Raw genomic sequence first — 13,508 nt, 5'->3', positions numbered from 1 at the left:
AAGGCAAAGCACGCCTTCTATTCTAAATCATCTTATTTGCCCTAGGCTGATCAAGGCGCTTCCGCTTTTGTTATTAAGCTTTCACAGACCCTACAAAGGCTCCTTTTACAAAATACTTCTGCAGGAATGGATAGACGATCAGCATCGGAATCGTGGCAACTGCTATTACAGCCATTTTGATTGTTTGGGCAGGCGGAACAATATCTACAGCAGAATTATCGGCCTGCATGCCGCTAGATACGATAACAATCTGGCGAAGTAAGACTTGAATTGGCCATTTCCCGGAATCATTTAAGTAAAGAATTGCATTCGTATATTCATTCCAATAGGCAACTGCATAAAATAATGAAATCGTTGCGATCGATGGAAGTGATAATGGCAGGATAATCTTAAAGAAAATCATAATATCGTTATATCCATCAACCTTTGCAGATTCCTCTAGGCTATCTGGGATGGCTTGAAAAAAGTTTCTCATAATAATTAAGTTAAACGCACTAATTGCTACAGGAAGAATTAACGCCCAGTAAGAATCAATCAACCCCAGATTTCTAACGACAAGGTAAGTAGGAATCATTCCCCCGCTAAACAGCATGGTAAAGACGACAACAAAATTGATGGCCTTTCTTCCATATAAATATCTTCTGGACAAGCCGTAAGCCATGAAAGCGGTTAAAACCATACTGACGAGAGTCCCAACACCGGTAACGCCTATTGAAACGGCAAAGCTCTTAAAAATCGTTGGTGTAGAAAAAATATAGTGATAAGCATCTAGTGTAAAGGTTGTTGGGAAAAGGATGAATGTTTTTTCGACAACCTCCTGTGTTGTTGCAAAAGAACTGGCAATGACGTTAACAAATGGGAGAAAGCAAGCTAACCCGATTAACAGCAGGATCGTATAGTTAAAAAAGTTAAAGATACGATTGCCTAATGAATTTTCATATTTCAAATTGATCCCTCCATATCTAGTTTTATATATTTCTAGCTTTACTATAGCAATGGAAAAATAAGTACGTCTATAATCATTTCTTCATTAGTTCTAGAGAGGCAATGATTATGAAATCGAAAAATAATCAAGGAAAACATAACGAAATTTCTTCAAGTAATCATTAAAGATAAAAAGTGATCATAATAACAGATTGCACTAAGAAAACGCTTACCACAGCGGTGAAATGCCTGTTTCTGACAGAATGATTGTAGACGGAATGCCAGACAATCCTTTACTTTTGAACTATACGAAACATTCATAGCTGACAAAATTGAAGGAGGGTTTGCGTATGAGAGAGACAATAATTCCTATAAAAGATCAACATGGCCAACAGCCTGTACTTGATAGGAAAGCAATCAAACTGGAAACAAGAAAAAAGAATATCGCAAGCATTGGTCGAAATAAATACTTATATTTTATGATCTTGCCAGGCCTCTTGTACTTTATTATTTTTAAATATGTACCAATGGGGGGACTGATCATTGCCTTCCAGGATTATCAGCCATTTTTAGGAGTTCTTGGTAGTCCATGGGCAGGAATGAAACATTTTATTCGTTTATTTACAGAGCCAACATTTTTTATGCTATTAACTAATACCTTGTTTTTGTTTGCGTTAAATTTATTCATTTTTTTCCCAATTCCAATCGTATTAGCATTAATGTTAAATGAAGTAAGAGGGAAAATATTTAAAAGCACGATCCAAACCGTTATTTATATTCCCCATTTTATGTCATGGGTTATTATTGTATCAATTTCTTACGTCTTCCTAACAGTTGATGGCGGAGTTGTAAATGAATTAATTGCAAAAGCCGGTGGCGAAAAGATGGATTTCTTAACCGATGGTGCTTGGACTCGAGCGATTTACATCCTGCAGATTATCTGGAAAGAAATGGGCTGGTCTACCATCATTTACTTGGCAGCAGTAACAGCTGTTGATCCACAATTATATGAAGCAGCAAAAATGGATGGGGCAAATCGTCTTCGTCAAATCTGGCATGTTACCTTGCCGGCGATCCGTCCGGTTATTATTATTCTATTAATCTTAAAAATTGGCCAAACATTGGATTTAGGGTTTGAACATGTATACCTTCTACTAAATTCACTTAACCGGGAAGCAATGGAAATTTTCGATACCTATGTCTATACAGCGGGATTGAAAAATGGTCAATTAAGCTATAGTACAGCGGTTGGCTTATTTAAAGGCATTGTTGGATTAATTCTGGTGATTGGAGCAAATAAATTAGCGAAGAAATTTGGCGAAGACGGGCTTTACTAAAACAAGTAATTGGCAGCGTTATCAAATGATCATCGAAAGGAGATGGCGTAATGGATAAAATGGCTGAGCGGCTAAATGAACTATGTATCCGTCTTTTACAGCTGGTCTATCTTAATTTTCTATGGATTGCTTTCACGTTGATAGGGTTGGTTTTTGCCGGAATCGGCCCTTCGACATTAGCACTCTTTACAGTGATCAGGCAGTGGATTAGAGGAAATAGCGATATCCCTATTTTTTCGACATTCTGGCAAGCGTATCGCTCTAGCTTTAAGGAAGCATCTGCTACAGGCATGATTTATCTTGTCATCGGCTGGATTTTATATGTTGACCTTTTATACGTACAGTCCTTTTACTTGCGTGCATTAGTAATCTTTGTGAGTTTTGTCTATATCGTTTCACTCTGTTACGTTTTTCCGATTATGGCCCACTATGACTGGAAAAGCACTGTTCTTAAGTTGAAGTGCTCTGTCTTATTTGGGATTTCATATTTACAGTATACATTGATTCTGTTTGTTGTATTAGCACTGATCTATTTGATTCTCTTTATGTATCCTGCAGCTTTTATCTTCTTTGGAATTAGTATTGGGAGTTACGCCATTATGTGGATGACAAATCAAGTTTTTATGAAGATTGAAACCCAGGCAGGACTTCAAGAAAGTGAGAATCGATCTAGCACAAGTTTAAGGGGGTGGAAATGAGAAACCGACGATTAGTTTCGAGGGGATGTCCTACCAAAGGAGTATGAGGAAGCATATATAAAAACTAAGGCGTAATGAAAGGGGAAAATGATTGATATGAAAAAGATAAAGAAAAAGAAATTTGCAAAATTAGCAGCGGTAAATGTGTTAGTCGCATCACAGCTTCTCCTTGCAGCTTGTTCTAATCAAAATGAACAAGCAAGTGGAAATTCAGAAGTATATGATCCAGAATCAAAGGTTGAAGTAAATTGGACAGCCATCCTGCACACTGCTTCGCCGCCAACAGATGTTGTGTTAAAAGAAATTGAAGAAGCAACGAATGCCACTATTCAATTTAATTGGGTTCCAGATGCTTCAAAGGAAGAGAGAATAACAGCTGCCCTTGCGTCTGGTGAATTATCAGATATGGTTTCCTTAACAATGTTGACAAACTCCTCTGTTAGACAATCCTTAAAATCCGGGATGTTTTGGGATGTAGAAAAGTATTTGGATGATTATGATAATTTAAAATTAATTTCCGAAGATATTCGCACATCTGCATCCATTGATGGAAAATTATATGGTGTTCCGTTTCAAAAAGATATAGCACGTTCCGGACTATTGATTCGCAAGGATTGGTTAGATAATTTAGGACTAAAAGTACCAACCACGTTAGATGAATTATACGAAGTAGCGAGAGCGTTTACACAAGATGATCCAGATGGAAATGGAAAAGATGACACAGTTGGCTTTGGGGATCGAAGTGATTTAAGATACAGCAGCTTCAAAACGTTAAGCTCTTACTTTGGAACGCCGAATGGCTGGGCAGTTGATGAAAATGGTAAGTTTACTCCAGAATTTACGACTCAAGCGTATAAAGATACGATGAACTTTTCAAGAAAATTATACGAAAATGGTTACTTAGATCAGGATTTTGCCGTAACAGCTAAAACAGATCAACAACAAAAATTTGCTCAAGGAAAAACAGGGATCTATACAGGGCTGGTTGATATTAAAAACTTAAAAACGATGGCACAGGGAGTTCAAGACGAAATGGAAATCGTGCCGGTTAACAAAATCAAAAGCCCTGATGGCGAATACCATATTTGGTCTGAAAATAGCGGTGTTGGCGGCTTGATGGCCTTCCCTAAATCAGAGGTTAAAACCGAGGCTGAATTGAAACGCTTGCTGCAATTTGTCAATGATTTAATCGATGAGGAAGTCTTTATGCTCATGACAGGCGGTATTGAAGGTACACATTATGAACTCGATGAAAACGGTGCTTTTAAAATCTTGGATGATGATTTATGGCAAAAAGACGTCCAGCCATTTTCCAGCTCAAGACCAAGTGAAATTACCCATTCATTAAAAGATTCTGACCCTTCTAAACAACTAGTCAATGAATTAATCAAAGAAAATGCTGAATTTGCGGATCTAGATCCAACTGTTCCACTTGATTCACAAACAGCAAATGAAAGAGGAACCGAGTTACAAAAAATTATCATTGATGCCACAATCAAATACATCATGGGAGAAATTGATGAAAAAGGCTTTGATGCAGAAGTAGAGAAGTGGAAAAATTCCGGCGGCGATGCGATGACGAAGGAATATGAAGAGGCGTATAAGAAAGCGCAAAATTAACGGTACGAATAAAAGGTCCTTTCTTCTTATCAGAAGGTAGGACCTTTCAAATAAGGAGATTGAACATGGAAAATCATTGCTCTATTAAAAATCCAATCTTAACCGGATTTCATCCCGACCCTTGTATTATTCGTACTGGAGACGACTATTATATCGTTACCTCAACCTTTGAGTGGTATCCAGGTGTACCTGTCTATCATTCGAAGGATTTACAAAACTGGAGACATCTTACAAATATATTAAATGATGAAATAAACTTTACAGGGAATCCGGATTCATGCAGCGTTTGGGCACCTGCGTTAAGCTATCATGACGGTTTGTTTTATTTAGTGTACACAGATGTAAAGAGAAGCAAGTATCCGTTTAAAGATGCCCATAACTACTTGGTTACGGCAACTGATGTGACCGGGCCTTGGTCAAAACCGATCTTCTTAAACAGCGGAAGTTTTGATCCCTCGCTATTTCATGATGAGGATGGACGAAAATGGCTTTTAAATGTTCATTGGGATTATCGAATTGACGGTAGGAATAAATCCGCTGGGATTGTCATGCAGGAGTACTCACCAGATGCGGGAAAATTAGTTGGGCCAATTTATAAAATCTTTGATGGCACAGAATTAAGAAAAACAGAAGCTCCTCATCTTTACAAACAAAACGGTTATTACTATTTGATCACAGCTGAAGGAGGAACAGGCAAAACTCATGCCGTTACGGTAGCAAGGTCAAAAGAAATCACAGGTCCTTATGAAGTAGACCCGTTAAATCCGATGTTAACATCTGCACATGATGAACATTTACCATTGCAGAAGGCTGGTCACGGCAGTTTAGTTTGCACGCAAACGGGTGAATGGTTTATGGCACATTTATGCAGCCGTCCGGTCAATGGCAACTATTCCATATTAGGCCGTGAAACAGCACTCCAGCGTGTGAAATGGACTGATGACGGATGGCTTCGTCTTGAATGCGGCGGCAATGAAGCTCAAGTTGAAGTGAAAGCTCCCAACCTGCCGCAGCACCCATTTTCGCACGATCAAAATGAACATGATGAATTCCAGAGCGAAGCCTTACATCCAACATGGAATACGCTTCGCAAAGCCCCGGATGAAACCTGGTGTTCATTATCAGAACGGAAAGGCTATTTGCGAATCAAGGGCGGGGAATCGCTTCATTCGTTACATGATCAGCATTTAATCGCAAGAAGACAGCAGCATTTCTTTTGTGAAGCCGAAACTGAAATAGAATTTGAACCGGAAACATTTTTACAAATGGCCGGCCTTGTTCTTTATTACAACACCGATAATTATGTCTACTTCTATCTTTCACATGATGAGGAAAAAGGAAAATGTCTCAATATTATGAGATGTGTCTGGGGAGAGTTTGAGCAGCTAAATCTGTGGATTTCCGTTGAAGGGACAAAGAGCTGCGGACTGAAAGCGGTGTTAAAGGATGCAGATGCAACCTTCTTTTATACAACTGACACAAATGATTGGCACGAAGTCGAAGGACCAATCAGTATTGCCCATCTTTCGGATGAGGGGAACGGGTTTACTGGAAACTTTATTGGATTATGTGTCCAGGATCTGCAAGGCACAAACAAACATGCTGATTTTCATTATTTCATTTACAAACCAAAGGAAATAGATGAAAGGGATGAAAAACATGGAAACAAAAACGCTTAATTGGTCAAAGAGAATGATTGACTCTGTTATTGCGCGCCGGCCGCTTTTGTGTGCAGGTGTGCAAAATGATAAATGGTCGTATGATTATGGCGTTGTGTTAAAGGGAACAGAACTGGTTTGGAAAAAAACATGTGAGCAAAAGTATTTTGATTATATGAAAAAGAACATGGATGCCTTTGTAAATGAAGAGGGCGAAATAAGGGAATATGATATCAATCACTTTAATATTGATCATATAAACAATGGCAAGGTTTTGCTTACCTTATATAAGGAAACAGGTGAAAAGAAGTATAAAAAAGCGGTAGATCTTTTAAGAAGGCAATTGGAATCACATCCGCGTACGTCAGAAGGCGTTTTCTGGCATAAAAAAGTCTATCCCTATCAGATTTGGTTAGACGGCCTGTATATGGGTTCCCCATTCTATGCAGAGTATGTAAAGGAGTTTGGCAAGGAAGAGGAATTTGATGATATCACAAAACAATTTTTACTATGTGTCAAAAACACGAAAGATCATGAAACAGGGCTCCTTTATCATGCATTTGATGAAAAGAAGGTACAGCCATGGTGCAATCCGGAAACAGGCCATTCAAAGAATTTCTGGGGAAGGTCCATGGGCTGGTTTGTAATGGGTTTGGTGGATACCCTTGATTTCCTTCCAGAAACTCATAAAGACCGTGATGCATTACTTGTATTGCTGACAGAAGTATTAACCGCCTTAAAAAATGTTCAAGACAAAGAATCTGGAGTTTGGTATCAGGTCCTTGATAAGGGAGACCGCAAAGGGAATTATCTTGAAGCATCAGCCTCCTGCATGATTTTATATGCCATTGCAAAGGGAGTAAGGCTTGGTTATTTAAACAAAGACTGGGCAAATGTTGCAGACCGTGTCTATAAGGGCATTATTGAGGAGTTTGTAACGGTTACAAGTGAAGGCTTGGTTAACTTAAATAAAAATTGCCAGGTTGCAGGGCTGGGCGGTCCTGATAAGCGGGATGGAACGTTTGAATATTATATAAGCGAACCGATTATTACGAATGATCTTAAGGGAGTAGGGGCTTTTATTTTAGCGGCAGCTGAAGTGGAAAACGACCAATAGAAAGGGGAGATTGTGATGGTATCGACCATGACATCCAGCTTGTATGACATTACGCAATATGGAGCAATTGGAGATGGGAAAACAGTCAATACGAAAGCGATTGCCCAGGCCATTAATGCTTGCGTGGAAAATGGCGGAGGAACGGTTTATGTTCCAGCAGGCCGTTTTCTCACCGGGGCGGTTATCTTAAAAAGCAATGTAAATCTATTTTTAGAGGCTGGTTCGACTCTATTTTTTAGTACAGATGTGGACGAATATCCGATCGTCCATTCTCGCTGGGAAGGTGTAATTAGGGATGTTTATGCATCATGCATTTATGCAGAAAACAGTGAAAACATTTCTGTAACAGGGCATGGAACGCTAGATGGAAATGGTCAATTTTGGTGGGACCTGTTCCGCAAAAAAGAAAATAAATATCCTCGTCCAAAGCTGGTAAGCTTTGACTCTTGTAAACATATTCTACTATCTGGAGTTAAAATGATTCAGTCACCAAGCTGGACGGTCAATCCTATCTGCTGTGAGGATGTAACGATTCATAATCTATCGATCGTAAACCCAAGTCATTCTCCAAATACAGATGGAATTGATCCAGAGTCATGCCGAAATGTACGAATTTCAGATTGTCATATTGATGTTGGTGATGATTGTATTGCGATTAAAGCAGGCACAGAGGACACAAAAGAGCGGATTCCTTGCGAAAATATTACGATCACAAACTGTACGATGATCCATGGACATGGCGGCGTTGTGCTTGGAAGCGAAATGAGCGGAGACATTCGCAACGTAACGGTAAGTAACTGCGTATTCGAAGGAACAGACCGCGGCATTCGCCTAAAATCAAGACGTGGACGAGGTGGAGTTGTCGAAGATATTCGCGTAAGTAATATCATCATGAAAGGCGTGATCTGTCCATTTATCGCAAATCTTTACTACTTTTGCGGCCCACGCGGTAAGGACAAATATGTTTGGGATAAAAATCCTTATCCAGTTACAGAGGAAACACCTGCTTTTAGAAGAATACATTTCTCTCAGATTACAGCACGTGAGGTAAGTGCTGCTGCAGGATTTTTATACGGCTTAGCAGAAATGTATGTAGAGGATGTAACGTTTGATGATGTGCAGGTGGCTATGGCTGATGATGCAGAACCAGGAATGCCTGCAATGATGTCTGAGCTTGAGCCAATGAAACAACGCGGCTTTTTTTGCGGAAACGTGAGAGGCATTCATTTTAATCGAGTAACAGTCAGCAACCATGAAGGTCCTGCCTTTTATGTAGAGAATGGGCATGATATTGAATTTAGTAACTGTAAATCAAAACATTCAAGAACTGATGATTCAATGATCGTGTTAAACAATGTAACGTTACATACTTAATACGGATCATGAAAAGGGTGGAAAAATGGATTATCAAGATAGCCAACGTCAAAAACTGTTTTCGTTATTAGGGGACCTGCCGGAAAAGACAGATTTAATAAAAGAAAGAAAAATAGCTGAAATAGATAAAGGGTCATACATCCTTGAAGTCCTGTTGTTAGACTTAAACGGAATCGACCCGGTACCAGCCTATTTTGCCCGCCCAAAAGAAGGCACAGGGAAGCTGCCGGTTGTTCTTTTTAATCATTCCCACGGCGGAAATTATCATATAGGCAAGTCGGAACTGATCCAAAGCAGTGACTACTTTCAGAAAAAATCATATGCCGAAGAGCTGACAGCTTTAGGATATAATGTCCTATGCATTGATATGTGGGGATTTGGCGAGAGAAGAGGCAAGGCTGAAAGTGAATTATTTAAAGAAATGCTTTGGAAGGGCCAAGTCATGTGGGGAATGATGATTTATGATAATATGCGTGCGGTTGACTATTTAACAGCGAGAGAGGATGTTGATCCTGCCAGAATCGCTACTGTTGGTATGTCAATGGGCGGATTAATGGCATGGTGGCTTTCTGCGCTCGATGTCCGGATAAAGGTATGTATCGATATTGCAGCTCAAGTTGATGCCCAAACATTGATCCAAAAACGCGGACTAGATCATCATGGCTATTATTCATATGTTCCGAGTCTATTAAAATATTTTCAAACAGCGGAAATTCAAGCGCTGATCGCCCCGCGGCCGCATTTGAGTGTGGTTGGAAATGATGATAGGCTTACACCTTTTGAGGGGTTAACGATCATTGATGAAGCATTAAAAGAAAAATATGCAGCTGAGAATCATCCGGAGAATTGGCAGATGCTTCGCTATCAGTGCGGACATATTGAGACCGCCGCGATGCGATCAGATGTCTGTGCGTTTCTCCAAAGCAAATTATAAGATGGTGATAAGATGATTGTTGCACAAGATGGAAGCGGCCAATTTACAACGATTCAAGAAGCGATTAACAGTATACCCGAAAATAACCATGAAAGAGTAATCATCTATATAAAAGATGGTGTGTATCATGAGAAGCTTGAGATCAACAAGCCTTTTATTTCCTTGATTGGGACGGATAAGGATAAAGTGAAAATTACGTTTGGCGATTATGCCAAAAAGCAGCTGCCAAATGGGGAAAAGATGGGGACCTTTTCTTCATACTCCACTCTTATAACCGGCGACCATTTTATTGCACAAAATGTCACCTTTGAAAATCATGCCGGCTGCGGGACTGAAGTAGGCCAAGCAGTTGCAGTTTATGTTGACGCAGATAAGCTTGAATTCTATCATTGTTCTTTTTTAGGAAGTCAAGATACCTTATTTACTGCTCCGCTTCCTCCTAAACCAATCGAAGGCAATCGTTTTGGCGGCCCTAGGGATGGATTGGAAAGACGGGCAGGAAGAAGTTATTTTTCAAACTGTTATATGGAAGGTGATGTTGATTTTATCTTTGGCTCAGCTACGGCAGTCTTTCATAAATGTGAGATTTTTAGTAAAGATCGTTCCAGCGAGGTCAACGGATATATTACTGCAGCCTCGACTCCAATTGAGCAAAGGTTTGGCTACGTCTTTATTGACTGCCGCTTAACAAGTAATGCAGCCCCAAATACAGTGTACTTAGGAAGACCTTGGCGGGATTATGCCAAAACGGTTTTCATTAATTGTTGGATGGATGAGCACATCAAGGAGGAGGGCTGGAATAATTGGAATAAGCCCCATGCAGAAAAATCAGCCTTCTATGCAGAGTACAACAGCAGCGGTCCAGGCGGCTGCATGGAAAAACGTGTGAAATGGGCAAAGGTGTTAACAAAGGAAGAAGCAAAGGAGTATTCTATTGAACATGTTTTACGTGCAGAAGATGATTGGCCATCTTTTCTTGAAGGCTATGAATCTTCAAAACACATCACCGGATTATCACCATTTTAGTCGATATGGAGCTAAGAAAATCGTGGGAACTGGTTGTAGATGGGAATAAGGTGCTGGGGTTTAATTAAGTGAATGCCTTATGGAGGAATAGTTCAACTTCATAGAGTGCTTTTTTATGGGGGCAGTTTCCTAATATTTTCGGAGACTGTCCCTATTCGTTAAAAAATTCATTTTAACATACATTGCTGTTTGTCAGTTTTTGACGAACAAAAAGTGGAGGCTAAATATTGAAATCATTTATGGATTTGTTAATATGGACATATAACTTAATAAAGTCATTGGAAAAAGTTAATTAGTAACTACATCGTCTTTATCACATTCATATTACTTCATCCTTGCAGGACAATACACTCAATATCTTCTCATCCTTCATCATTGATATACTATCAGCAGTGAACAGTTTATTATCATTTATTTTTTTAAAATGTAATCGCTTTCCAATATCGAACCACTGGACCATAGTGAAATATACATTAGAAAAGGAGTCCCCTTACAAAAAGCATTCACACTTAATAAACCCACTGGAAAAACAAACTAATCATAAAATAAGGGGTGTCATAGACAATTTATGAAGAGAACAGGAGATTTAAAATTAATCCAAGAACTTAATCGCTCCATCGTCTTAGAAACGATTAGACTACAGGGGCCAATTTCAAGATCTGATATTGCGAAAAAAAATAAATTAAGTCCTACAACTGTTACCTCTGCGGTTTCGGAATTAATTCAGGAAGGCCTTGTTTATGAAGATGGAATTGGTCATTCAAGCGGGGGGAGAAAACCAATTCTTGTGAGGTTTTCACCTGATTCAAAATATTTAATCGGGATTTCGATTCGCAGTTCTGTTATTACGATGGCAGAGATGAACTTAGAGGCAAAGGTAAAAAGGAAGGAAATGTTTTCAACAAACTCGTATCAAGGCGAAGCATTCACCAAGTATTTACTTGATTTAATAGAGGATTTCATGAGCAGGTCCCAAAATAAGGAGCATTGTATCGGCATTTCCATGATTACGCAAGGGATTGTTAATTCCTCTAAAGGTGTCGTAAGGTACAATGCTGAGCTAAAACTTAAAAATGTCCCATTAAAGAGTTTACTAGAGCAAAGGTTTCTAAAAAAGGTTTATCTGGATAATGATACAAATGCCTATATCCTTGCTGAAAAAAACTTTGGTTTATACAGTTCACATCAAAATATGATCTATATCACACAGGGGGATGGGGTTGGCGCAGGAATTGTTGTGAATGGTGAAATTTACAGGGGGCATAACGGCGGGGCTGGTGAATTTGGCCATACTAGCATCGACCGCGGGGGCTTCCAGTGTGAATGCGGAAATATTGGCTGTCTTGAAACCTATGTAAGCTGGCCGGCTATTTTTTCAAGGATCCTTTCTTCACTTTCTAGCGGCAAATCCTCAATAATGCTGGAAAAGGTGAATGGGAATATGACGGCTATTACTCCCGCCATATTCAGTGAAGCCCTTCAAGAAAATGATGAGTTGGCCGTCAAATTATGTGATGAAACTGTGTCCTATTTATCAAAAAGTATCATTAATCTTGTTCATTTATTTAATCCTGAGGTGATCATTATAGGAGGTGAGGTCGTAGCAAATAATCCAATTTATTTAACAAAGCTTAGAACCTCGGTATTAGAGAACGTCATGGAAGCGATGGCTGAAGACTTGAAGATATTACCGTCTTCCTTAGGTGGTGACCTTGAAATGATAGGAGCTGCATCTGTTTTATTGCAGGATCAGTTTCGTTTTTCACTCATGCAAGGCTGAAAAGTTTATAAAGTAGTTGATTAAATCAAAAATAAAGGGATGGGTGTATATGTTAAAAGGAATTAATCAATGGTGTTACCCAGAAGGGACATCATTAGAGGATGTATTTACTTACAGTAAGGAGGCTGGCTTTGATGCAGTGGAATTAAACCTCTATCATGCCGGGGGAATTGGACTAACAATGGATACAACCCCAGGAGAGGCTGAAGCCATTGTCAAGCTTGCTCTATCATATGGGTTGCAATTAAGAAGCTTATCTACAGGATTATTATGGCAAAGTCCGTTATCTTCACCTGATGCAGATGTAAGAGAACAAGGCAGAAGGATCATTCTTAAACAAATTGAACTGGCTGCAATCATGGGGATCGACACCGTGCTCGTTGTTCCAGGGTCTGTCTCCCAAGAAGTTTCCTATGATAACTGTTATAAGAGGAGCCAGGAAGAATTAAACAAAGTGCTGGAGGAGGCAGAGAAGCAAAAAGTTACAATTGGAATCGAAAACGTCTGGAACAAATTTTTGCTATCACCGCTTGAAATGGCACGCTATATTGATGAACTGCAATCCGAATATGCAAAAGCATATTTTGATGTCGGAAATGTCCTGCAATTTGGCTACCCAGAGCAGTGGATCCGCATCCTTGGGAAACGAATTAAGAAGGTGCATGTAAAAGATTTTAGTACAAAGGTTGGCAATATTACCGGCTTTGTTCCGCTATTAGCTGGTGATGTGAATTGGTCTGCTGTAATGGAAGCGCTTGAAGAAATCGGTTATGACGATGTCCTTACAGCTGAACTTAGCCCATATGCCATTGGACCGAAACAACTGCCGATTGATACAGCCCGTCATATGGACGTTATTTTATCAGCTCATTCGAAAGTGAAAAATTAAAGGAGATGGAAAGTCTGAAATGAATACTCTGGGCACCCAGTTAAAAAATGGGCATAGCAAAACAAGCCATCGATGATGACTCAACTGGAAATATATGGTTAGTTTAGCGTCAAGTAGTTGTAACTTCCATCACTCGAAAGCCTTGACTTTT

11 protein-coding genes are annotated in these 13,508 nt (G+C 39.4%); 10 read left to right on the top strand and 1 reads right to left on the bottom strand.

Annotated features, from left to right (window positions below; translation table 11 throughout):
• Positions 1 to 73: 73 nt before the first annotated feature.
• Positions 74 to 952 (bottom strand): carbohydrate ABC transporter permease, encoded by an 879-nt coding sequence (locus Q1B07_RS20515; protein WP_299093643.1) that lies wholly within the window; start codon positions 950 to 952, stop codon positions 74 to 76.
• Positions 953 to 1,403: 451 nt separating this feature from the next.
• Here Q1B07_RS20515 and Q1B07_RS20510 point away from each other — a divergent pair, with 451 nt between their 5' ends.
• From Q1B07_RS20510 to Q1B07_RS20465, 10 genes are all read left to right on the top strand, one after another.
• Positions 1,404 to 2,261 (top strand): sugar ABC transporter permease, encoded by an 858-nt coding sequence (locus Q1B07_RS20510; protein ID WP_299093645.1) that lies wholly within the window; start codon positions 1,404 to 1,406, stop codon positions 2,259 to 2,261.
• 50 nt (positions 2,262 to 2,311) lie between these two features.
• The gene (locus tag Q1B07_RS20505; RefSeq protein WP_299093633.1) at positions 2,312 to 2,959 is read left to right on the top strand and encodes a YesL family protein; all 648 of its coding nucleotides are present in this window, start codon (positions 2,312 to 2,314) and stop codon (positions 2,957 to 2,959) included.
• A gap of 96 nt (positions 2,960 to 3,055) precedes the next feature.
• Complete coding sequence (locus Q1B07_RS20500) at positions 3,056 to 4,579, top strand: extracellular solute-binding protein (protein WP_299093635.1); 1,524 nt, start codon at positions 3,056 to 3,058, stop codon at positions 4,577 to 4,579.
• Between the two features lie 65 nt (positions 4,580 to 4,644).
• The gene (locus Q1B07_RS20495) at positions 4,645 to 6,258 is read left to right on the top strand and encodes a glycoside hydrolase family 43 protein (RefSeq protein WP_299093636.1); all 1,614 of its coding nucleotides are present in this window, start codon (positions 4,645 to 4,647) and stop codon (positions 6,256 to 6,258) included.
• Positions 6,239 to 7,354: a glycoside hydrolase family 88 protein gene (locus Q1B07_RS20490; RefSeq protein ID WP_299093637.1), complete on the top strand. Its 1,116-nt coding sequence runs from the start codon at positions 6,239 to 6,241 to the stop codon at positions 7,352 to 7,354. Before Q1B07_RS20495 ends, Q1B07_RS20490 begins: the two co-directional genes overlap by 20 nt.
• A gap of 15 nt (positions 7,355 to 7,369) precedes the next feature.
• Entirely contained in the window at positions 7,370 to 8,728 is a 1,359-nt protein-coding gene (locus Q1B07_RS20485) for a glycoside hydrolase family 28 protein (RefSeq protein ID WP_299093638.1), read from the top strand.
• Positions 8,729 to 8,753: 25 nt separating this feature from the next.
• Complete coding sequence (locus tag Q1B07_RS20480) at positions 8,754 to 9,662, top strand: alpha/beta fold hydrolase (RefSeq protein WP_299093639.1); 909 nt, start codon at positions 8,754 to 8,756, stop codon at positions 9,660 to 9,662.
• Positions 9,663 to 9,674: 12 nt separating this feature from the next.
• Entirely contained in the window at positions 9,675 to 10,688 is a 1,014-nt protein-coding gene (locus Q1B07_RS20475; RefSeq protein WP_299093640.1) for a pectinesterase family protein, read from the top strand.
• Positions 10,689 to 11,256: 568 nt separating this feature from the next.
• Positions 11,257 to 12,468, top strand: a complete 1,212-nt coding sequence (locus tag Q1B07_RS20470; protein WP_299093641.1) for an ROK family transcriptional regulator — start codon at positions 11,257 to 11,259, stop codon at positions 12,466 to 12,468.
• 49 nt (positions 12,469 to 12,517) lie between these two features.
• The gene (locus tag Q1B07_RS20465) at positions 12,518 to 13,357 is read left to right on the top strand and encodes a sugar phosphate isomerase/epimerase (RefSeq protein WP_299093642.1); all 840 of its coding nucleotides are present in this window, start codon (positions 12,518 to 12,520) and stop codon (positions 13,355 to 13,357) included.
• The last annotated feature ends 151 nt before the right edge of the window (positions 13,358 to 13,508 follow it).

It is taken from the genome of uncultured Metabacillus sp. (assembly GCF_947503125.1).
In the GTDB taxonomy this organism is placed as follows: domain Bacteria; phylum Bacillota; class Bacilli; order Bacillales; family Bacillaceae; genus Metabacillus.
This window is presented reverse-complemented; position numbering and strand designations above follow the sequence as displayed.

Bases quoted from the DNA above. Each gene is read 5' to 3' on its own strand.
- Q1B07_RS20465 (WP_299093642.1), top strand. From the start codon at position 12,518: ATGTTAAAAGGAATTAATCAATGGTGTTACCCAGAAGGGACATCATTA.
- Q1B07_RS20495 (WP_299093636.1), top strand. From the start codon at position 4,645: ATGGAAAATCATTGCTCTATTAAAAATCCAATCTTAACCGGATTTCAT.
- Q1B07_RS20490 (WP_299093637.1), top strand. From the start codon at position 6,239: ATGGAAACAAAAACGCTTAATTGGTCAAAGAGAATGATTGACTCTGTT.
- Q1B07_RS20470 (WP_299093641.1), top strand. From the start codon at position 11,257: ATGAAGAGAACAGGAGATTTAAAATTAATCCAAGAACTTAATCGCTCC.
- Q1B07_RS20475 (WP_299093640.1), top strand. From the start codon at position 9,675: ATGATTGTTGCACAAGATGGAAGCGGCCAATTTACAACGATTCAAGAA.
- Q1B07_RS20500 (WP_299093635.1), top strand. From the start codon at position 3,056: ATGAAAAAGATAAAGAAAAAGAAATTTGCAAAATTAGCAGCGGTAAAT.
- Q1B07_RS20480 (WP_299093639.1), top strand. From the start codon at position 8,754: ATGGATTATCAAGATAGCCAACGTCAAAAACTGTTTTCGTTATTAGGG.
- Q1B07_RS20510 (WP_299093645.1), top strand. From the start codon at position 1,404: ATGATCTTGCCAGGCCTCTTGTACTTTATTATTTTTAAATATGTACCA.
- Q1B07_RS20485 (WP_299093638.1), top strand. From the start codon at position 7,370: ATGGTATCGACCATGACATCCAGCTTGTATGACATTACGCAATATGGA.
- Q1B07_RS20505 (WP_299093633.1), top strand. From the start codon at position 2,312: ATGGATAAAATGGCTGAGCGGCTAAATGAACTATGTATCCGTCTTTTA.